The sequence below is a fragment of the Streptomyces sp. CNT360 genome (assembly GCF_000424785.1).
This window is the reverse complement of record NZ_AUKO01000031.1, coordinates 96,008-114,940: the sequence shown is the minus strand read 5'-3', so window position 1 is coordinate 114,940 and position 18,933 is coordinate 96,008. Positions and strand designations below refer to the sequence as shown.

20 protein-coding genes are annotated in these 18,933 nt (G+C 72.0%); 9 read left to right on the top strand and 11 right to left on the bottom strand.

What is annotated here, in order from left to right:
- Nucleotides 1-2: 2 nt before the first annotated feature.
- The 4 genes from H297_RS0123415 to H297_RS0123400 form a co-directional block, all read right to left on the bottom strand.
- Nucleotides 3-584, bottom strand: a complete 582-nt coding sequence (locus H297_RS0123415) for a transglutaminase-like domain-containing protein (RefSeq protein WP_027739041.1) — start codon at nucleotides 582-584, stop codon at nucleotides 3-5.
- Between the two features lie 102 nt (nucleotides 585-686).
- The gene (locus H297_RS0123410; RefSeq protein WP_051352103.1) at nucleotides 687-1,781 is read right to left on the bottom strand and encodes a threonine aldolase family protein; all 1,095 of its coding nucleotides are present in this window, start codon (nucleotides 1,779-1,781) and stop codon (nucleotides 687-689) included.
- Nucleotides 1,760-2,542, bottom strand: a complete 783-nt coding sequence (locus tag H297_RS0123405) for an SDR family NAD(P)-dependent oxidoreductase (protein WP_027739039.1) — start codon at nucleotides 2,540-2,542, stop codon at nucleotides 1,760-1,762. The genes H297_RS0123410 and H297_RS0123405 overlap by 22 nt, the downstream gene beginning before the upstream one ends.
- A 64-nt stretch (nucleotides 2,543-2,606) precedes the next feature.
- A complete protein-coding gene (locus tag H297_RS0123400) occupies nucleotides 2,607-4,022 on the bottom strand; it encodes a DUF6421 family protein (RefSeq protein ID WP_027739038.1) in 1,416 nt (471 codons plus the stop codon).
- Nucleotides 4,023-4,372: 350 nt separating this feature from the next.
- Between H297_RS0123400 and H297_RS0123395 the strand changes: the two genes are divergently transcribed.
- Nucleotides 4,373-5,056 carry a glycerophosphodiester phosphodiesterase family protein gene (locus H297_RS0123395; RefSeq protein WP_027739037.1) on the top strand — a complete coding sequence of 228 codons (684 nt, stop codon included), beginning with the start codon at nucleotides 4,373-4,375 and terminating at the stop codon, nucleotides 5,054-5,056.
- A 173-nt stretch (nucleotides 5,057-5,229) separates the two neighbouring features.
- Here the strand turns inward: H297_RS0123395 and H297_RS38005 are convergent, their stop codons facing one another.
- Complete coding sequence (locus H297_RS38005) at nucleotides 5,230-5,517, bottom strand: hypothetical protein (protein ID WP_037795194.1); 288 nt, start codon at nucleotides 5,515-5,517, stop codon at nucleotides 5,230-5,232.
- Nucleotides 5,518-5,839: 322 nt separating this feature from the next.
- Here H297_RS38005 and H297_RS0123385 point away from each other — a divergent pair, with 322 nt between their 5' ends.
- Entirely contained in the window at nucleotides 5,840-6,361 is a 522-nt protein-coding gene (locus H297_RS0123385; RefSeq protein ID WP_027739036.1) for a GNAT family N-acetyltransferase, read from the top strand.
- Nucleotides 6,362-6,407: 46 nt separating this feature from the next.
- Here H297_RS0123385 and H297_RS0123380 read toward each other — a convergent pair whose 3' ends face one another.
- The 3 genes from H297_RS0123380 to H297_RS0123370 form a co-directional block, all read right to left on the bottom strand.
- On the bottom strand, nucleotides 6,408-7,463 hold the full coding sequence (locus H297_RS0123380; RefSeq protein ID WP_027739035.1) for an NlpC/P60 family protein: 1,056 nt from the start codon (nucleotides 7,461-7,463) through the stop codon (nucleotides 6,408-6,410).
- Between the two features lie 165 nt (nucleotides 7,464-7,628).
- On the bottom strand, nucleotides 7,629-8,444 hold the full coding sequence (locus H297_RS38000; RefSeq protein WP_051352102.1) for a serine hydrolase: 816 nt from the start codon (nucleotides 8,442-8,444) through the stop codon (nucleotides 7,629-7,631).
- On the bottom strand, nucleotides 8,441-9,919 hold the full coding sequence (locus H297_RS0123370; RefSeq protein ID WP_078514491.1) for an APC family permease: 1,479 nt from the start codon (nucleotides 9,917-9,919) through the stop codon (nucleotides 8,441-8,443). Before H297_RS0123370 ends, H297_RS38000 begins: the two co-directional genes overlap by 4 nt.
- A 325-nt stretch (nucleotides 9,920-10,244) precedes the next feature.
- Here H297_RS0123370 and H297_RS37995 point away from each other — a divergent pair, with 325 nt between their 5' ends.
- Entirely contained in the window at nucleotides 10,245-11,045 is an 801-nt protein-coding gene (locus H297_RS37995) for an FCD domain-containing protein (protein WP_051352101.1), read from the top strand.
- Between the two features lie 31 nt (nucleotides 11,046-11,076).
- Here the strand turns inward: H297_RS37995 and H297_RS0123360 are convergent, their stop codons facing one another.
- Complete coding sequence (locus tag H297_RS0123360; protein WP_027739033.1) at nucleotides 11,077-11,628, bottom strand: GNAT family N-acetyltransferase; 552 nt, start codon at nucleotides 11,626-11,628, stop codon at nucleotides 11,077-11,079.
- A gap of 123 nt (nucleotides 11,629-11,751) precedes the next feature.
- Here H297_RS0123360 and H297_RS0123355 point away from each other — a divergent pair, with 123 nt between their 5' ends.
- Nucleotides 11,752-12,144 carry a VOC family protein gene (locus H297_RS0123355; RefSeq protein WP_027739032.1) on the top strand — a complete coding sequence of 131 codons (393 nt, stop codon included), beginning with the start codon at nucleotides 11,752-11,754 and terminating at the stop codon, nucleotides 12,142-12,144.
- A gap of 376 nt (nucleotides 12,145-12,520) precedes the next feature.
- On the opposite strand, the gene H297_RS0123345 is transcribed toward H297_RS0123355, so the two are convergent.
- A complete protein-coding gene (locus H297_RS0123345) occupies nucleotides 12,521-13,756 on the bottom strand; it encodes an acyl-CoA dehydrogenase family protein (protein WP_027739031.1) in 1,236 nt (411 codons plus the stop codon).
- A gap of 203 nt (nucleotides 13,757-13,959) precedes the next feature.
- Here H297_RS0123345 and H297_RS0123340 point away from each other — a divergent pair, with 203 nt between their 5' ends.
- The gene (locus H297_RS0123340) at nucleotides 13,960-14,604 is read left to right on the top strand and encodes a TetR/AcrR family transcriptional regulator (protein WP_027739030.1); all 645 of its coding nucleotides are present in this window, start codon (nucleotides 13,960-13,962) and stop codon (nucleotides 14,602-14,604) included.
- A 70-nt stretch (nucleotides 14,605-14,674) separates the two neighbouring features.
- Here H297_RS0123340 and def read toward each other — a convergent pair whose 3' ends face one another.
- Nucleotides 14,675-15,232 (bottom strand): peptide deformylase, encoded by a 558-nt coding sequence (gene def / locus H297_RS0123335; RefSeq protein WP_027739029.1) that lies wholly within the window; start codon nucleotides 15,230-15,232, stop codon nucleotides 14,675-14,677.
- A gap of 117 nt (nucleotides 15,233-15,349) precedes the next feature.
- Here def and H297_RS0123330 point away from each other — a divergent pair, with 117 nt between their 5' ends.
- The 4 genes from H297_RS0123330 (at nucleotide 15,350) to H297_RS43340 (ending at nucleotide 18,842) form a co-directional block, all read left to right on the top strand.
- Nucleotides 15,350-16,588, top strand: coding sequence for a MurT ligase domain-containing protein (locus tag H297_RS0123330; protein WP_027739028.1), 1,239 nt, complete (start codon nucleotides 15,350-15,352; stop codon nucleotides 16,586-16,588).
- Between the two features lie 87 nt (nucleotides 16,589-16,675).
- Nucleotides 16,676-17,404 (top strand): glutamine amidotransferase, encoded by a 729-nt coding sequence (locus H297_RS0123325; RefSeq protein ID WP_027739027.1) that lies wholly within the window; start codon nucleotides 16,676-16,678, stop codon nucleotides 17,402-17,404.
- Nucleotides 17,405-17,528: 124 nt separating this feature from the next.
- Nucleotides 17,529-18,488 carry a cytochrome c oxidase assembly protein gene (locus H297_RS0123320; RefSeq protein ID WP_027739026.1) on the top strand — a complete coding sequence of 320 codons (960 nt, stop codon included), beginning with the start codon at nucleotides 17,529-17,531 and terminating at the stop codon, nucleotides 18,486-18,488.
- Nucleotides 18,489-18,668: 180 nt separating this feature from the next.
- The gene (locus H297_RS43340; protein ID WP_037795192.1) at nucleotides 18,669-18,842 is read left to right on the top strand and encodes a hypothetical protein; all 174 of its coding nucleotides are present in this window, start codon (nucleotides 18,669-18,671) and stop codon (nucleotides 18,840-18,842) included.
- Nucleotides 18,843-18,933: the final 91 nt, after the last annotated feature.

Sequence of the window (18,933 nt, the reverse complement as noted above, 5' to 3'; positions counted from 1 at the left end):
CGCTAGAGCGCCACGTCCAGCAGTCGCCACAGGTGGGCGCGGTCCTCGGCCTCACGCAGCGCCCGGAGCACGACGGGATGGGGCCCGGCGTAGAGCACCGGATAGTCGCACTCCCCCTTCAGCGGCCGGACGGCGTAGCCGAGTTGCTCCCGGCCGAGGCTGAACCGGGCCTGGACCCCGGGCTTGTTGCCGCGCGGATCCTGCCGCACCCAGCGGGCGGATCCGGGCAGGCGCAGCGCGATCAGCCCGTGGAGGACGTCGAGCTTCTGGTAGCAGAACCCGGCCGGCACCCCTTCGGCGCGCAACAGGGCGACCAGCGCGTGCGACTTGGTGTGGCAGATACCGACCCCCTGTGCGAGCACGTCCGAGGCCCGCCAGGGCAGACGCCAGTCGCCCACGTCGGCCGAGTGCGGGACGGTGTCGCGGACGAACTCGTAGGCGGCGCGCGCGTAGGCGGCCAGGTCTCCGTCGACGCCGGTCAGCAGGCGGGCGGCCGTCTCACGGACCAGGGGGTGGGCGTGGTCGACGGCCTCGTCCGCGGCGAGGTAGGCGGATTCGTCTGCGGTGACGGGAGTGAGCATCATGCCGCGTGAGCGTACGAAGCGACCCACCGTAATTCAATGGAGTTGCAGTGGGCCGCATATGTATTCAGTTGGTGGCGTCCACTGCGCCGGGACCGGACACCGTCAGCGGCCCATCTCCTCGCGCAGTGCGGCCACGAAGCCGTCCACGTCCTGCTCCGCGGTGTCGAAGGAGCACATCCAGCGCACGTCGCCTGCCGCCTCGTCCCAGAAGTAGAACCGGTAGCGCTTCTGGAGGCGCTCGCTCACGTCGTGCGGGAGGCGGGCGAAGACGGCGTTGGCCTGGACGGGGTGGAGGAGCTGGACACCCTCCACCTCCCGGACCCCCGCGGCCAGCCGCTGGGCCATCGCGTTGGAGTGCCGCGCGTTGCGCAGCCACAGGTCGCCGGCGAGCAGCGCCTCCAACTGCACGGCGATGAAACGCATCTTGGAGGCGAGCTGCATCGACAGCTTGCGCAGGTGCTTCATGTGACGGACCGCGTCCGGGTTCAGGACCACGACCGCCTCACCGAACAGCATGCCGTTCTTGGTGCCGCCCAGGGAGAGGATGTCGACCCCGGCGGCGTTGGTGAAGGCGCGCATGGGCACGTCCAGGGCGGCTGCGGCATTGGCGATCCGCGCGCCGTCGAGGTGGACCAGCATGCCGCGCTCGTGCGCGTGCTCGCACAGCGCGCGTATCTCCTCGACCGTGTAGAGCGTGCCGAGCTCGGTGTTCTGCGCCAGCGAGACCACCTGCGGCATCGCACGGTGCTCGTCGTCCCAGCCGTACGCCTCCCGGTCGATCAGCTCGGGCGTCAGCTTGCCGTCCGGGGTGGGTACGGTGAGCAGCTTCAGACCGCCGACCCGCTCAGGCGCACCGCACTCGTCGACGTGTATGTGTGCGGAGTCGGCGCAGATCACCGCACCCCACCGGTCGGTCACCGCCTGGAGGGCGACGACGTTGGCCCCGGTGCCGTTGAAGACCGGGAAGGCCTCGGCGCGCTGCCCGAAGTGACTGCGCACCACCGTCTGGAGGTGTGCGGTGTAGTCGTCCGCGCCGTAGGCGGACTGGTGGCCTCCGTTGGCCAGCGCCAGCGCCGCCAGGATCTCCGGGTGGGCGCCGGCGTAGTTGTCGCTGGCGAAGCCGCGTACCTCCGGGTCGTGGTGACGCTTGGCGTCGGTGGCACAGGACTGCGGGGTCAGGGGTTGGGCGTCAGCCACAGGCGGGTTCCGTTCAGCTCTTCTGCGGGCTTGTTCCAGGTGTCGGCGACGGCCTCGGCGAGGTCCCCCACGTCCGTGAAGCCCGCGAACTTCGCGTTCGGCCGGTCGGCCCGCATCTGGTCGTTCACCAGCGCCTTCACCACCAGGATGACAGCGGCCGCGGGCGGCGGGCTCTCACCCCCTGCCTTGCGGAAAGCGTCACCGAGCGCCAGCGTCCATGCCTCGGCCGCGGCCTTGGACGCCGCGTAGGCGGCGTTGCCCGCGGTGGGCTTGCTCGCACCCAGCGCGCTGATCAGGACGAACCGGCCGTCTCCGGCGCGCTTGAGCGGGGCCTCGAAGGCGAGGGAGGTGTGCTGAAGAGTGCGGACGAGGAGTTCGTGGAGCGTGTCCCAGTCGGCGAGGTCGGTCTCGGCGAACGAGGCCGAACCGCGCCAGCCGCCCACCAGGTGGACGAGCCCGTCGACGCGGCCGTACTCCTTCTCGGTCTTGGCCGCCCAGGCGCGGGTCTGCGCCAGGTCGAGCAGGTCGACGGTGTCGCCGGTGACCGTCGCACCACCGTGCGCGAACCGCGCGGCGTCCACCGCCTGGGCCAGCCGCCCGGCGTCCGCGTCGCAGGCCACCACCGTGGCGCCCTCCTCGGCGAGCCGCAGCACGGTGGCCTGTCCGGCCGGTCCCGCCGCTCCGGCGACCGCGATCACCCGCCCCTGCAGGCTGCCCTCCCCGTTGCCCTCGTAGCCGCGCCGTGTCGTCTCGTCCGTCATCCGTGTCGTCTCCTCGCTCGCCTGACCCTCGACCAAGCCGCCCGCCCGCGCTGTGACCCGCCGCTCACGCCGCGGCGGCCTGGACCGGGCTGTCGGCAGTGATGCCCTGGGTCGATGCGATCACACCCCGCAGCTTCTTCGCGAGGGCCTCGTAGAACATGCTGAGCGGAAACTCGTCGGGCAGCACCTCGTCCACCAGCTTGCGCGGCGGCAGGCTCACGTCCAGCGCGTCGGGGCCCTTGGCCCAGGTGGAGCCGGGGTGCGGGGCGAGGTAGGTGGAGACCAGCTCGTACGCCTTGAACCAGTGCACCAGCTTGGGGCGGTCGATACCGGCGCGGTAGAGGGTCTCGATCTCCTCACGGAGGGCGACGGTGACCTGGCGGGCCCGGTCCCAGTCGATGGCCAGCTTGTTGTCGGTCCAGCGCAGCGCGTCGTGCTGGTGCAGGTAGGCGAACAGGAGCTGACCGCCGAGGCCGTCGTAGTTGCGCTTGCGCTCACCGGTCACGGGGAAGCGGAAGAGCCGCTCCAGGATCATGGCGTACTGCACGTCGCGGCCCTGCGGAAGGCCGTCCGCCTCCAGCTTGACGCCCTCGTGGAAGGCGGTCAGATCGCAGCGCAGCTCTTCGAGGCCGTACATCCAGAACGGCTGCCGCTGCTTGATCATGAAGGGGTCGAACGGCAGGTCGCCGTGGCTGTGGGTGCGGTCGTGGACCATGTCCCACAGTACGAACGTCTGCTGACAGCGCTCCTGGTCGGCCAGCAGTTCCCGTGCCTCCTCGGGGAGTTCCAGGCTGGTGACCTCGCAGGCCGCCTGGACGACGCGGCGGAAGCGGGCGGCCTCGCGGTCGCAGAAGATGCCGCCCCAGGTGAAGCGCTCGGGGGCCTCCCGTACGGCGATGGTCTCCGGGAAGAGCACGGCGGAGTGGGTGTCGTAGCCGGAGGTGAAGTCCTCGAAGGTGATGCCGCAGAACAGCGGGTTGTCGTAGCGGGTGCGCTCCAGCTCGGCCAGCCAGTCGGGCCACACCATGCGCAGCACGACGGCCTCCAGGTTGCGGTCGGGGTTGCCGTTCTGCGTGTACATGGGGAAGACGACCAGGTGCTGGAGGCCGTCGGCACGGTCCTGCGCGGGCTGGAAGGCGAGCAGCGAGTCGAGGAAGTCGGGCACACCGAAGCCGCCGTCGGCCCAGCGGCGCAGGTCGGCGACCAGGGCGCGGTGGTAGGCGATGTCGTGCGGCAGCAGCGGCGAGAGCTCCTGGACGGCACTCAGGACGCGTTCGAGTTCCGCCCGCACGGACTCCGGGGAGGGGGCGCCCTCGGCGTCGAAGTCGATGGAGCCGTCCTTCGACTGGGCAGGGCGGATCGCTTCCACCGCCGCCTTCAGCGCGGCCCAGGCGGGGTGTGCGGCCACGCTCCCGGCAGCAGCCCCCTCGGACGGCGAAACGCCACCCCGGCCGGGCGCGGGCGAAAGGATTTCCGTCATGTTGACCCCTCCACAGGAGAAACTCGCGTAAGGAAACCGTATACGCGACGCCACCCCCTCTCAAGAGGAGGGGGCAGAAGATTATCCTGTGCACATCGGGGTACCGCCGTCATTCTTCCGGCCAATGACGGTTTCGGCGCACACGTTTCCCAGCGCGCCCGATGTCTCGGCGGCCCCGGCAGCTACTCGTAGGTGCGGGCCACCCAGCCCCACCCAGCCCCACCGAGCCCACCGCCACCCTGGTGGCCCCACCCTCCGAGTCCCGGCCCGGGGCGCCGTTCCGGACTCCGGGCGGGCCGCTAGTCTGGCCCGCGCCACCGATCGACCCCGCGCGAAAGCGAGACCGCACCGTGCCGCTGCTCACCGTCGGACACCGCGGAGTGATGGGCGTCGAGCCCGAGAACACCCTGCGCTCCTTCGTCCGCGCCGAACGCGAAGGGCTCGACGTCATCGAGCTGGACCTGCACCTGAGCAAGGACGGCGCCCTGGTGGTGATGCACGACGCCGATGTGGCCCGCACGACGGACGGGTCGGGCCCCATCGGCGGACTCACCCTCGCGGAGCTGCGTGCACTGGACGCGGGCGAGGGCGAGCGGGTACCGGTCTTCGAGGAGGTGGTGGACGCGGTCCGCCGCCCGCTCCAGGCCGAGATCAAGGACCGGGCGGCCGCACGGGTGCTCGCCGAGACCATCGAGCGGCGCAAGCTGCACGACCGCGTCACCGTGATCTCCTTCCACGCCGAGGCGCTGCGCGAGACCCGGGAGCACCTGCCGGACATCCCGATCGTGCTGGTGGCGGGCCGCTCCTCGCCCAGCGCGCCCGAGCGCGCCCGGGAACTGGGCGCGGGCATGGTGTCGCTGGAGCTCCAGCACCTGGACGCGGACATCGTGGCGCGTGCACACGCCGCCGGGATCGAGGTCATCAGTTGGACCGTCAACACCGACGAGGACCTGGCCCGCGTCCGGGAGCTGGGGCTCGACGGTGTCGTCACGGACATGCCCGCCGTCCGCCGGGCGGTCGTCGCCATGCCGTAGGGCGTTCCGTCCGGACCGGCAGGCCGCCGGTCCGGACGGAACCCCGGCCGCCGCTGTCGCTCAACCTCCCGGATTCCCCCCTCCGGAATCCGGAAGCCCCCTGGGGTGCGGTGCGGCCGACACCGCGGGGCGCCCGGCAGAGCGCCCCGCGCATGACCCGGGTCGGTCCGGGATCAGGGGCGGTAGATCCAGATGGTGTAGAAGTCGGGGCCGGTCCCGGGATCGGCCACACAGTCCACGTCCGTGAAACCCTGCGGGAAGTAGTCCTCCCTGGCCTCCTGTTCGCAGAACGCCTCCCCCTGCGGATAACTCCAGCCGCCGGCTATCTCCCACCCCGAGGCGGTGTGTGCGGTGCCTGTGGACGCCGTGTCGGCGAGAGCACCGGTGGCGGTCAGCGGAACGGTGACCGCCGCGGCACCTGCGGCGAGGCCGACAGCGAGGCGAGTACGCCATGACTTCATAAGTCCTCCGAACGGTAGAGCCGTGCCCACGATTGCCCGCGCGGCTCCTGCGGGCTGCGCCGGCCGGCAGGCGGTTCCGCACGCAGCGTTCACGGAATGCGGAGTGGGCTCCGGGGGGGGTCCTCGACATGGCGAGGATTCGCGTGAGGCCGGCGGCCCCTCCTTGGCGGGGGTCCGGTGCTCACGGTCATCGACGCTACGGCCGCCTCACCGCGCCCACATCGACCTTTCGGCCGACACACCGGCGCCCGGCGGAGCGAGCGGATCGGCCGAAGGGCTGACCTCAACCACCCCGCGTTGCGGCATAGTTGTGCTGGTCGGCATGCTCATGGTCGTGATGGATGCACACAACTTCGCCGAGGCCACCATCGGCCTGCCCGTCAGCGTGCGCGACCTTACGCCGCACGACCTGCCCGCCTGCACCTGGTCGGGCTCGGCCACCCACCTGCGCCACGTCGAGCGGGAGCTGGCGCGCGCCGCGTCGGGCGAGGTGGACTACCTGGCCGTGTGCACCCCGGTGGACCTACCCGTGGCGATCGGCGGCGTCGACTATCACGTGTCCGAGGGAGCCGGAACCGTGTGGCAACTCGCCGTGCTCCCCGCGCTCCGGTCCCGCGGGCTGGGAACGCTGCTGATCCGAGCGGCCGAACAGCGGATCAGGGGCCGCGGCCTGCACAGGGCCGAACTCGCCGTGGAGGAGGACAACCCCCGGGCCCGCGCCCTGTACGAGCGTCTCGGTTACACCGCGTACGGTCGTGAGCCCGACGCCTGGGACGAGGAAGGGCCCGACGGGTCGATCCGTCGCCACGAGACGATGTGCGTCCTCATGCGAAAGGGCCTGTGAGTCCCGCCCGGGCCCCGCCACGAGGCATCTCTCCCGCTCGGCGGCACTACACGTAGCGCATGGCGCCCCAGTAGTCGGCGTCGAAGCGGACCGGGTCGATGCGGACGGGCTTCGAGCCGTGTGCCTCGATCATCCTGCCGTCTCCGACGTACAGGGCGACGTGGTAGATGGACCCGGCTCCCTCCTCATGGGCGTAGAAGAGCAGGTCGCCGGGTTCGAGGTCGTCCCGCGCCACCTTGTGGCCGCCGCCCTGCACGGCCTGCGCGTCGGCGTCCCGCGGCAGTTCGATGCCGTGTGCCTGGTACACGGTGGAGGTGAACCCGGAGCAGTCGACGCCGAATCCGGAGCGCCCGCCCCACAGATAGGGCAGGCGCCGGAACTTCTTCGCGAAGCGCACCAGGTCGGCCCCGGTGGGGCGGGGTATGTCGGTGGCGTGCCGGTACACCGTGACGTCTTTGGCGGCCAGCCACTCGGCGCCGTGGTCCGGGGTGTCCACCAGAACGGACCCGGACGTCCGGGCCAGCACCGGCAGCCGCGTGTTCACACCGATCCGCAGGTCCGCGGAGCGCAGCTGCGGGTCGTCGTAGAGCCGGGCCCGCAGGTGCTTGTCGACCAGGGCGAAGGGCCGGTGTGCGGCGACGGCGCCGTACCCGGCGTTGCGGGTGAGCTGGGTCGTGGGTATCCAACCCGGGTAGCCGAGGGGGTTCTTCGGGGTGGACTGGTCGGGGACGGCGACCTTGCTCCACTCGCCCTTCCGCTCCAGGACGTGCACGGGGCGCCCGTACAGCACCTGGGTCTGCGTCAGCCCCTGGGAGATCAGAGCGCGCTTCTGCTCGGCGGTCATGGCCCGCAGCCACGCGTCCGGGCGTGCCGGGTCACCGAGGGCGGGCGCATCGACGGGGCGGGCGCTGTGCGGGCTGGTCCACACGGTGGCCACGGAGACGTCCACGTACGCCGTGGGCGGCTTCCGGGAGGGGTCCGCACCCGGCTGTGCGGCGGCGTGTGCTGCGGCGGACGGAAGGGTCAGGGCCATGGCGGAGGCCAGTACCGTCAGTCCGGCAGTCGCCCGTCGGCGGCCGGAGCGGCGGGTGGTGACGCGCATGAGGCGGTGCCTCCTCGATCGGGAGTGTGCGGGGGCTCGGGGGTACGGAGAGCTGGGACGCGTCCGTCAGGCGTCGTACCGGCGAGGTCGCAGGTGCGGGCCGGGCCGGGCCGCAAGGGGACGTGGGGAGGGCGTGGGGAGACTGGGGGACATGGCGAAAAATGGTCAGCCGGGGCCGTGCGGGGTGCCCGGCTCGGGGGTGGGGGCCTCCAGCCGGGCGCGGTCGGTCCAACTGGCGCGGGTGACCGCGTGGATCACCGCGCGGGCGGCCGTCTGTGCCATCCCGCTGGTGCACACGGCCAGGACGTACGGGGGCGCGTCCGTCGGCTCGATCAGGGCGACGTCGTGCAGCACGCCGTCGACCCAGCCGTTCTTGTTGGCGACGCGGGTGCCGGGTGGCAGGGCCGCGGGGATCTCCTCGCGGTGGAGCTGCCGGCGCATCGGCTCCAGCAGTCGGCCGTGCCGCTCCGTGGCCAGCGCGGCCACCAGCTCGGCCGCGGCGCGGGCGGTGACGGTGTTGGTCAGCCCCGCCGCGCGTGCGGCATGGTCGCCGATCGGCCGGGTGAGGGTCATTCCGGCCGGTGCCTCGGCGGCCGCGGCTGCCACCCCGACCTGCTCCAGGACCACATCGGTGGCCAGGTTGCTGCTGGCACACACCATCCGCTCCAGCAGCCAGCCCAGCGAGGCGGTACCGCCCAGGCGCCGCCACGGCTCGATGTCGTTGTCGTAGGAGCGGTCGGTGCGGTAGGTGCCGGAGTGCGCCGAACGGAACTCCTGGTGCACCGCCACCGAGGTGGCCGGATCGAGTCTCCGCGCGGCGGCCCGCGCGGCGGCCAGCTTCATCAGGCTTGCCGCGTAGTGCGGCTCGTCCGCGCGGACGTGGAAGGCGGCGGGCCGCCCGGGCCGGCCGCACCACACCGAGACCGCGGCCTGGCCGGAAGGCAGGTGCAGGGCGGCCAGCGCGGCCGCCGTGCTGCTCATTCCGGCTGGGTCAGCGTGATCGGGCGCCCGGTGGCCTGGCGTACCGCGATCACCGCCAACCCGACGACGATCCAGATGCCCCCCGCGATCTGCGCCTTGGCGTCCGCGTTGCAGAGCACGTACGCGATGACGGCGAAGCCGATCAGCGGGACCACCAGGTGCAGGCCCCAGGTCCGCTGCCGCCGTTTGACCAGGTAGTAGGACACCACCGAGACGTGCAGCAGCAGAAAGGAGAAGAGCGCCCCGAAGTTGACCATGCTGGAGAGCAGGCCGATCTGCCCGACGAAGAACACGCCCAGCACCAGGCTGAGTCCGCCCACCAGGAGCACGGCGCGCTGCGGCACCCGGCGGACGGGATGGACGCGGGCGAGGAAGGTGGGGAGCTGTCGGTCACGGGCCATGGAGTACAGCAGGCGCGAGGTGGCGCCCTGCGCTGCCAGGGAGTTCGCCAGCGCCGCGGACAGGGCGACGGTCAGGGCCACGACCGCCTTGAACCAGCCCCCTCCGACGAGGTCGGCGACGGTGTAGAAGGCCTCGTTGGTGGCGGTGTCGCCGTGGAACTGCGTCTTCCCCGGGAGCAGCAGGCCCGACAGGAAGGTCTGCACGACGAACAGCGAACCCACCAGGGCCAGGGACAGCACGGTGGCCCGGCCGACCAGCTTCGAGCCGCCCTTGACCTCCTCGGACAGCGTGGAGATGGCGTCGAAGCCCAGGAAGGACAGCGCCGCGACGGACAGTGCGCCGAAGACCATGCCGACGTGGAAGTGCTCCGGGTCGAACAGCGGATCGAGGCTGAGGTGGGCGCCGTTGACCCCGCGGGCCACCGCGACGGCACCCAGCACGAGGAACAGCAGCAGCACCAGGCTCTCGCCGATGAGGAACACCCGGGTCGCCCACGCGAAGAGCTCCACCCCGGCGAGGTTGACCACCGTGTTGATCAGCACGAAGACGACCACCCACAGCCACTGCGGCACGCCGGGCACGATCGCGTGCAGCGCGGCGGCCCCGGTGACGTACAGCAGGGTCGGGATGAGCAGGTAGTCGAGCAACACACCCCAGCCCGCCAGGAATCCGACCGGGGCGCCCACCCCGCGTCCGGCGTAGGAGTAGACGGATCCGGCCAGGGGGAAGGCCCGGGACATCTCGCGGTAGCTGAACGCCGTGAAGACCATCGCGACGCAGCCGATGGCGTAGGTCAGCGCCACCATGCCCTTGGAGAAGTTGAACACCGACCCGTAGATGGCGAAGGGCGCCGTGGGGACCATGAAGACGAGCCCGTAGACCAGCAGGTCCTTCAGCCCCAGGGAGCGCTTCAGCTCCTGCTGGTAGCCGAGCCGGTTGAGCTCCTGTTGCTGCTCGCGCACCTGTTGCTGCTCGCGCGTCAGCCGTTGCCCGGGGCCGCTCCGCTGCTCGCTCCCGGGCTGTCGTTCGTTCCCCTGCGGCTGCTGTGCGCCGTGGGTCTCAGGGCCTGCCATCGGCACTCGTCCCCTCTGCCGGCGACGGGATGCCTGCCGTGGCTGCGCGTGTTCTGCCGGCCATGGGTCGCTCTCCTCCTCGGCGTGCGGACGGCAGCCATCGTGGGACGGAAAAGGTCGGAAAACAAGACCTTAAAAGCCGGACTTCTGTCCGGCGGCCACCTGCACCGGCCGCGCAGCACGCTTCCGGGTGACCTCGGAGTGACCTGGGGCACACGCGCGGCCACTTCGCGTGACCGTGGTGGCGCCGTCGCCCGGCGTGGCGCAGGATCGGGCAGCGACGGGCAGGAGCGGCGGGCGTATGCGCCCGGAGGGAGAGTCACCCATGGAGCAGGCCGAGGAGCCGACCACGACGCCCCGGCCCCAGCCGTCACAGGGCGCCGGCGCGGACGGCCGGGCGCCGGGCGGGCTGGGCCCCCTGCAGGTGCCCAGCGCCGTGGACTTCGTCACCGACCGGCTGCTCACCGCCATCGCGCTGGGTGAGTTCAGCGTCGGGGAACGCCTGCCCACCGAGCGTGAGCTGGCGGACATCCTGGCCGTGGGGCGGCCCACGGTGCGCGCCGCGACGGCCCGGCTGCGCGAGATCGGCTGCCTGGAGGTCGTCCGGGGGCGCAGCGGCGGCCACTACGTGCGCTCGGGGTGGCAGCGCGAGTCGGGGCCCGCGGTACGCCGCACCCTGTTGCCGCGCTGGGAGCGCACCAAGTCGCTGCTGGACGCCCGCTGTCTGCTGGAGTCGCTGATCGCCAGAACCGCGGCGGAGCGCCGTGACGAGGAGGACGGCGAGCGCATCCGTCAGGCGCTGGAGGAGTACACCGAGGCCGCCGCCTGCGGGGACAGCGCCCGCATCCGTACCTCCGACGCGAGGCTGCACCGCGCCGTCACCCGGGCGGCGAAGAACGAGCCGCTGGCCGTGTACGGCCACACGCTGCTCCAGGAGATCAACGACGGTTTCCCCATCGAGCCGTACCAGGGCGATCTCACCGAGCGCGCGCTGGCCGAGCACCGTGCTCTGGTCCGAGCGGTGCTGGCGGGCGACCAGGAAGAGGCGGGCCGGGTGGCGGCGCACCACTTCACCATCACCGAACAGACCCTGAGCGCGGTGCTGGAGCGCAGCACGGAGGCCTGACGGCGGGGCGGCTCGCCGTGGCAGGAACGCGTTACAGGGGCTTGACCAGCAGCTCGAAGGCGAGGTCCGACCGCCGGGGGATGCCGAACCGCTCGTCCCCGTACGGGAAGGGGGACAGCTCGCCGGTGCGGGTGTAGCCGCGCCGCTCGTACCAGGCGATCAGGGACTCCCGCTGCCGGATGACCTGCATCCGCATCTGCGTCGCACCCCAGTGCTCCCGCACGGTCCGCTCCGCCTCCGCGAGCACGGCCCGGCCCACGCCCCCGCCCTGCAGGCCAGGAGCGACCGCGAACATCCCGAAGTACGCCTCGGTGCCCCGGTGTTCCAGCTGGCAGCAGGCGACCAGGCCGCCGCCGTCCCGCTCGACCACCAGCATGATGCTCTTCGGGTCCCGGACGACGGCACCGACACCCTCCGGGTCGGTGCGCTGGCCCTCCAGCAGGTCGGCCTCGGTGGTCCAGCCCGCACGGCTGGCCTCGCCGCGATAGGCCGACTCCACGAGAGCCGTCAGCGCGGGGATGTCGGCCTCGACGGCGTGGCGGAAGGTGAGGGGCAGCTCGCCCCGCTGTGCGGTCTCGCTCATGTCGGCCGACCCTATCCGGCGCCGCGGGCGGAAAGCGGAACCGGCCCGGGACGCCTGAGGGCCTGCGGAAACGAGGGGCGGAGCCGACGTGCACCAGCCCGCTCGGAACTAGAGTGCGGAGGCATGGTGCATGTACTGAGCAACCGCATCCTGCTGCGGCCCACGGACCCAGACCGGTCGCGGACCTTCTACGGTGAGACGCTCGGCCTGGAGATCTCCCGGGAGTTCGGCACGGGCCCCGAGCGGGGCACCGTCTACTTCCTCGGCGGCGGTTTCCTGGAGGTCTCCGGGCGCAGCGAAGGACCCGCGGGAGAGACGCTCCGACTGTGGCTCCAGGTGGCCGATGCGCAGGCGGCGCACGAGGAGCTGCGGGCCGCCGGGGCCGAGATCCTCCGCGCTCCGCAGCGGGAGCCCTGGGGGCTGATCGAGATGTGGATCGCGGATCCGGACGGTCACCGCCTCGTGCTGGTGCAGGTCCCGGACGACCATCCGCTGCGCTACCGGCCCGGCATCTGAGCTCCGAGCACCGCCACGCCCTCCGCGACGGCGGTGGCGGCGGCGGTGGCCGCCGCGTACCCGAGGACGAGCCCGGGGCAGTCGGGGCGCCGGGTACGGGCTGGCGGCGGCGCGGATGCGCGCCCATGTGCTCTCGCGCCCGCGGGTGGTGCGGTGGATGCACCGTCTGTTCGCCGGGGCCTTCGCCGCGCTCGGTGCCCGCCTCGCGTTCTTCTGAAGACGTCACCCCTCACCCCGTCGCCCCTCGCCCCCGAGACACAGCGGCGGGCCGCCGCAGTACCGCTGTGCCGCCGAGTCGCTGCTGCAGCGGTTGGTCCGCCGCCCTCACCGCGGCGGCGCCTGGTTCCCGGTGGCTGCGGGGGCGGAGGGCCGGGTCTCAGCGGATCGGCATCCCGGAGAGGGTACGGGCGATGACCAGGCGCTGGATCTCGCTGGTGCCCTCGAAGATGGAGTAGATCGCGGCGTCGCGGTGCATCCGCTCGACCGGGTACTCGCGGGTGTAGCCGTTGCCGCCGAGGATCTGGATGGCCTGCGCGGTGACCTTCTTGGCCGTCTCGCTGGCGAACAGCTTGGACATGGAGCCCTCGGCCGACTCGAACTTGCGGCCGGTCACCCCCATCCACGAGGCGCGCCACACCAGCAGGCGGGCGGCGTCGATGCTGGTGCGCATGTCGGCGAGCTGGAAGGCGACGCCCTGGTTGTCGATGATCGGGCGGCCGAACTGCTCGCGGGTCCTGGCGTAGTCGAGCGCCACCTCGTACGCGGCCCGCGCGGTGCCGACCGCCATCGCGCCGACGGCCGGGCGGGAGGCCTCGAAGGTCGCCATGGCCGCGTTCTTGACCCTCTCCCCGCCGGGGTTCTTGGCCCGCTCACGGGCGCGGGCGAGGCGCTCGTCCAGCTTCTCCTTGCCACCGAGCAGGCAGTGCCCGGGTACCCGCACCTCGTCCAGTACGACCTCGGCGGTGTGCGAGGCGCGGATGCCGTGCTTGAGGAACTTCTGCCCCTGGGAGAGGCCGGGGGTGCCGGGCGGGACGATGAAGGAGGCGTGTCCCTTGGAGCCGAGTTCGGGGTCGACGCAGGCCACCACGACGTGGACGTCCGCGATGCCGCCGTTGGTGGCCCAGGTCTTGGTGCCGTTGAGCACCCACTCGTCCTTGGCCTCGTCGTAGACGGCGCGGGTGCGCAGGGAGGCGACGTCGGAGCCGGCGTCCGGTTCGGAGGAGCAGAAGGCGGCAACCTTCACGTCGTTGGCGTCGCCGTACATCTGGGGCACCCAGGTACCGATCTGCTCCTCGGTGCCGTTGGCCAGCACACCGACAGCGGCCAGTCCGGTCCCGACGATGGACAGGGCGATGCCCGCGTCGCCCCAGAACAGCTCCTCCATGGTCATGGGGATGCCGAGGCCGGTGGGGTCGAAGTACTGCTGGGCGTAGAAGTCGAGGGAGTAGAGACCGATCTTGGCGGCCTCCTGGATGATCGGCCAGGGGGTCTCCTCGCGCTCGTCCCACTCCGCGGCCGCGGGGCGTATCACGTCGGCGGCGAAGCCGTGGAGCCAGTCGCGGACTTCCTTCTGGTCGTCGTTGAGGTCCAGTGCGAACTCGGTCTCGGCCATCGTCGGTCCTCCGCCTGTCTCAGAGCTCGTTCGGAAGCTCGTTACCTTCGGTAATCCGCAGTCTGTTACCCGCCAGTAGCCGGTGTCAACTCCCGCTCACCGCCCGTGCAGCGCCCGCTCACCAGCAGATCCCCGCACGTGAGCGCGACAGCGGGGTGCTACGTTGCGGCCGGTGGAAGACGCATGAGGGGGCGGGAAAGCACATGGAGACCACACGCCAGGACGGCCGCACCGGCAGTAGCGCACAGCGGCGCAGGGAGCTGCTGGAAGCCGCCGAACGGGTCGTGCTCCGGGAGGGGCCCGGGGCCTCCATGAACGCGATCGCCGCGGAGGCCGGCATCACCAAGCCCATCCTCTACCGGCACTTCGGCGACAAGGGCGGCCTCTACCGCGCGCTCGCCGTCCGGCACACCGACGCGCTGCTGGCCTCCCTGCGCGCCGCCCTGGACGCGCCCCGCGAACGGCGCGAGCGCGTCGAGGCCACCCTGGAGACCTACCTGGCCGCCATCGAGGCCCACCCCCAGGTCTACCGCTTCCTGATGCACCCTGCGGAGGACTCCTCCAGCAGCGAGCGGGGCTTCGACGTGGGACAGCACGCGGCGCCGCTGCTGCGGCGGTTGGGCGAGGAGCTGGCCACGGTGATCGCCGAGCGGCTCGACCTGGGCCCCGACAGCGAGGAGCTGGCACGGGTGTGGGGCCACGGCATCGTCGGAATGATGCACGCGGCCGGCGACTGGTGGCTGCGCGAGAAGCCGTGCGAGCGCAGCCGGTTGGTGCAGCATCTCGCGGACCTGCTGTGGGGCAGGCTCGCCGCGGCCGGTGACCGCGTGGGCGGCCCGCGCTTCTGAGCAGCTCCCCCGCCGCAGCGACCGCGCGCTCCTGCGGGCTCTTTGCCCGGGAAGCGGATGCGGGAAGCGGTCACGCCTCCCTCGGCGGACGGCGGAACCACTCCGCCTTGCGTACGGCGCGCAGGGTGCGCCACCGGGCGGGCCCGGTGAGCCGGTCGACGTAGAGGCCGCCCTCCAGATGGTCGTACTCGTGCTGGAGGCAGCGGGCGAAGAAGCCGGTGCCCTCGACCCGTACCGGTTCTCCGTGCACGTCCTCCCCCTCGACGACGGCCACGTCGAAGCGGGGCGTACCGGCCTCCAGCCCAGGGAGCGACAGACAGCCCTCGGGGCCGCGGACCCGCGGCCCCTCGGTGTGCACCAGGCGCGGATCGACCACGTGACCGCGGTGGCGGCGGTCCTCGTCGTCGGGGCAGTCGTAGACGAACACCCGCAGTGGTACGCCGACCTGACAGGCCGCCAGCCCCACCCCGTGAGCCGCGTACATGGAGGCGAACAGGTCCTCCACCAGCGCGCCCAGCGGACGGTCCGCCTCGGTGACCGGGCGGCTCGGCGCATGCAGCACGGGGTCGCCGTACGTCCGCACAGGGCGTGCGGTGCCGGCTGAGCCCGGAATACGGCCACGTCGCATGGCCGTCAGCCTACGCGGAGGGCCGAGCCGGTGATCTTCGCAGGGTGGCGCGGTCAGCACAGCCGCCGGATCTCGGTAGGCTGCTCCTCTACGCGAGGGGCAAGGAGGTTCGGACAGATGGCAGGCAATGCGGAGCCACTGTCGCCGCGGTCCAAGCTGGCCGTGACGGCGGGCAAGGCGGCCGCGGCGGTGTCGCGGGCGGCGGGCCGCGGCAGCGGGTCGGTGATCGGCGGCAAGGTGGCGCTCAGGCTCGACCCGGACCTGCTGCAGCGGCTGGCGCAGCACCTGGACGTGGTCCTGGTGTCCGCCACCAACGGCAAGACGACGACCACCCGGCTGATCGCCGAGGCGCTGCGGGCCAACGGCGAGGTGGTCTCCAACGCGCTGGGCGCCAACATGCCTGCCGGTATCACCTCGGCTCTGGCCGGTGGTTCCAGCGCGCGGTACGGCGTCATCGAGGTGGACGAGAAGTACCTGTCCACGGTGGCCCGTGACGTGACGCCCAAGGCCATAGCGCTGCTGAACCTCTCGCGTGACCAGCTCGACCGCGCCGCCGAGACCCGGATGCTGGCCGAGCGGTGGCGCGAGGGCCTCTCGGGCCAGAAGGCCGTCATCGTCGCCAACGCCGACGACCCGCTGGTGGTCTGGGCCGCCTCCTCCTCCCCCAACGTGGTCTGGGTGGCCGCGGGCCAGGAGTGGAAGGACGACGCCTGGTCCTGCCCGGCGTGCGGCGGCGTGATGCAGCGCCCCGGCGACGACTGGTTCTGCGCCGAGTGCGGCTTCCGCCGCCCCACGCCGACCTGGGCGCTCTCCGGCGACCACGTGCTCGACCCGCACGGCTCCGCCTGGCCGATCCACCTCCAGCTCCCCGGCCGCGCCAACCGGGCCAACGCCGCGACCTCGGCAGCCGTCGCCGCCGCCTTCGGCGTGCCGCCGCAGACCGCGCTGGAGCGGATGTACGCGGTCAAGGCCGTCGCCGGCCGGTACGACGTCGTGCAGTTCCAGGACCGCGACCTGCGGCTGCTGCTGGCCAAGAACCCCGCAGGATGGCTGGAGACCTTCTCCCTGATCGACCAGCCGCCCACGCCGGTGATCCTCTCGGTGAACGCCCGCAGCGCGGACGGCACCGACACCTCCTGGCTGTGGGACGTGGACTACGGGCGGCTGGCCGGGCACCCGATCTGCGTGATCGGCGACCGCAAGCTGGACCTGGCGGTGCGGCTGGAGGTCGCGGGCGTGCAGTTCCAGGTGTGCGAGGACGCCGCGGACGCGGTACGCAGGTGCCCGCCCGGCCGGATCGAGGCCATCGCGAACTACACCGCCTTCCAGGACCTGCGCCGCGCCGTCGGCAACTGATCACCCGTATGGTGGGAATCCGGGCGGTCGGTCACGCCGACCGCGCGACCGCCCGGCCCAGCGATCCGCTCAAGGAGAAGTGGCGGCATGAGTGACACGAGTCTGCGTCTGGTGTGGGTCTACCCCGACCTGCTGAGCACGTACGGCGACCAGGGCAACGCGCTCGTGGTGGAGCGACGGGCACGGCAGCGGGGACTGGACGTCCAGCGCCTGGACGTCCGCTCCGACCAGCCGATCCCCACGTCCGGGGACATCTACCTGATCGGCGGCGGCGAGGACCGGCCGCAGCGGCTGGCGGCCGAACGGCTGCTGCGCGACGGCGGGCTGAACCGCGCGGTGGACAACGGCGCCATCGTCTTCGCCGTGTGCGCCGGGTACCAGATCATGGGCCACGAGTTCGTCAACGACCTCGGCGAGCGCTCGGCCGGGCTGGGGCTGCTCGATGTGACCAGCACCCGCGGCGAGGCCGCCCGCTGCGTGGGCGACGTCCTCGGCGACGCCGACGAGTACCTGGGCCTGCCCCACCTGACCGGCTTCGAGAACCACCAGGGCATCACGCACCTGGGCCCGGGGGTACGCCCGCTGGCCCGGGTGCGGCTCGGCCACGGCAACGGGACGGGTGACGGCACCGAGGGTGCCTGGCGCGACACGGTCTTCGGCACGTACCTGCACGGCCCGGTACTGGCCCGCAACCCGCTCATCGCGGACATGCTGATCAAGCTGTCGCTGGACGTGAACGCGCTGACGCCCGTGGACGACACCTGGTACGAGGCGCTGCGGCAGGAGCGGATCGCCGCGGCGACCCAGCCTGTCTGAGCCCCCGCCTTCCCGCCCGGCCGGGTCGGCCGACACCGCCCGTGGCGGGCGCCCCGCCGAGGGTGTCCGCCACGGGCGGTTCTAGTCTGGTGCGGGCGTATCGGTCGGTTGCGGGAGAGTTCGGATGGATCACGGCGGGCACGGCACGATGATGGATCTGCCGCCGTTCACGGTCGCGCGGGGCCTGGAGTTCACGGGTGAGCCGTTCTTCCTGGTGGGGTGTCTGCTGGCGCTGGCGCTCTACGGCTGGGGAGTGGCGCGCCTGCGCAGACGGGGCGACGTGTGGCCGGTGGGCCGCACCGTGGGGTTCGTCCTCGGTGTGCTGACCGTGGGCCTGGTGATGTGCACGGGGCTCAACGACTACGGCATGGTCCTCTTCAGCGTGCACATGGTGCAGCACATGGTCATCAGCATGCTGTCGCCGATCCTCCTGCTGCTGGGCGCCCCGGTGACGCTCGCACTGCGGGCGCTGCCGTCGGCGAGCCGGAGCCGGGGGGCGCGCAAGGGGCCGCGGGAGCTGCTGGTGGCCCTGCTGCACAGCCGCTACATGCGCGTGATCACGCACCCCGCGTTCACCATTCCACTGTTCATCGCGAGCCTGTACGCGCTGTACTTCACCCCGCTGTTCGACTTCCTGATGGGCTCCATGGTGGGGCACCTGGCGATGATGGTGCACTTCCTCGCCGTGGGCCTGGTCTTCTTCTGGCCGATCATGGGCGTGGACCCGGGCCCGCACCGGCCCGGGTACGTGATGCGGATGCTGGAGCTGTTCGCGGGCATGCCGTTCCACGCCTTCTTCGGGATCGCGCTGATGATGGGCTCCGAACCGATGGTGGAGACCTACGCCCATCCGTCCGCCTCCCTCGCGGTCAGCGCCCTCTCGGACCAGTCCGCTGCGGGCGGTATCGCCTGGGCGTTCAGCGAGATCCCGTCGGTGATCGTGCTGGTGGCCCTGGTGTTCCAGTGGTACGTGACCGAGCAGCGGCATGCCCGGCGCCGGGACCGCAGGGCGGACCGGGACGGCGACCAGGAGCTGGCGGCGTACAACGCCTACCTGGCGTCCCTCCGGACCGGGGAGCAGTGACGGGCACGGGAGCCCCTTCCGGGCAGGCTTCCACGGGGGCGCGCGGGGCAGGTACGCAGGCGCCTTGAGGTGCACAGTGGCGCACGGGGCCGCACGCGGGTGACCATGGTGACTTGGCCGCGGCCCCGGCGCGTGCGCAACCCGTACTCCGCGGGGCTGCCGGGAGGAGGCTGTGCAGTGATGGCTGGACTGACACGGGTGCCTGGCTCCGCGAAGGCGATGACCGTGTGCACGGTGGCGGGCCTGGTGACGGTCACGGGGTACACCGTGGCTCTGGGAAGCAGTGGGTGGCTGTGGTTCTGCTGGGTCGTCCTGGCGCTGGTCACCCTCGGAGTGTTCGCCACCCGCACCTGAGAAAGCGTACGGGCACGGCGACAGGAGCGGACACGCAGGACGCCGGGTCCCGGTACCCGCCCGGAAAGGGGCGGGTACCGGGACCCGGCGC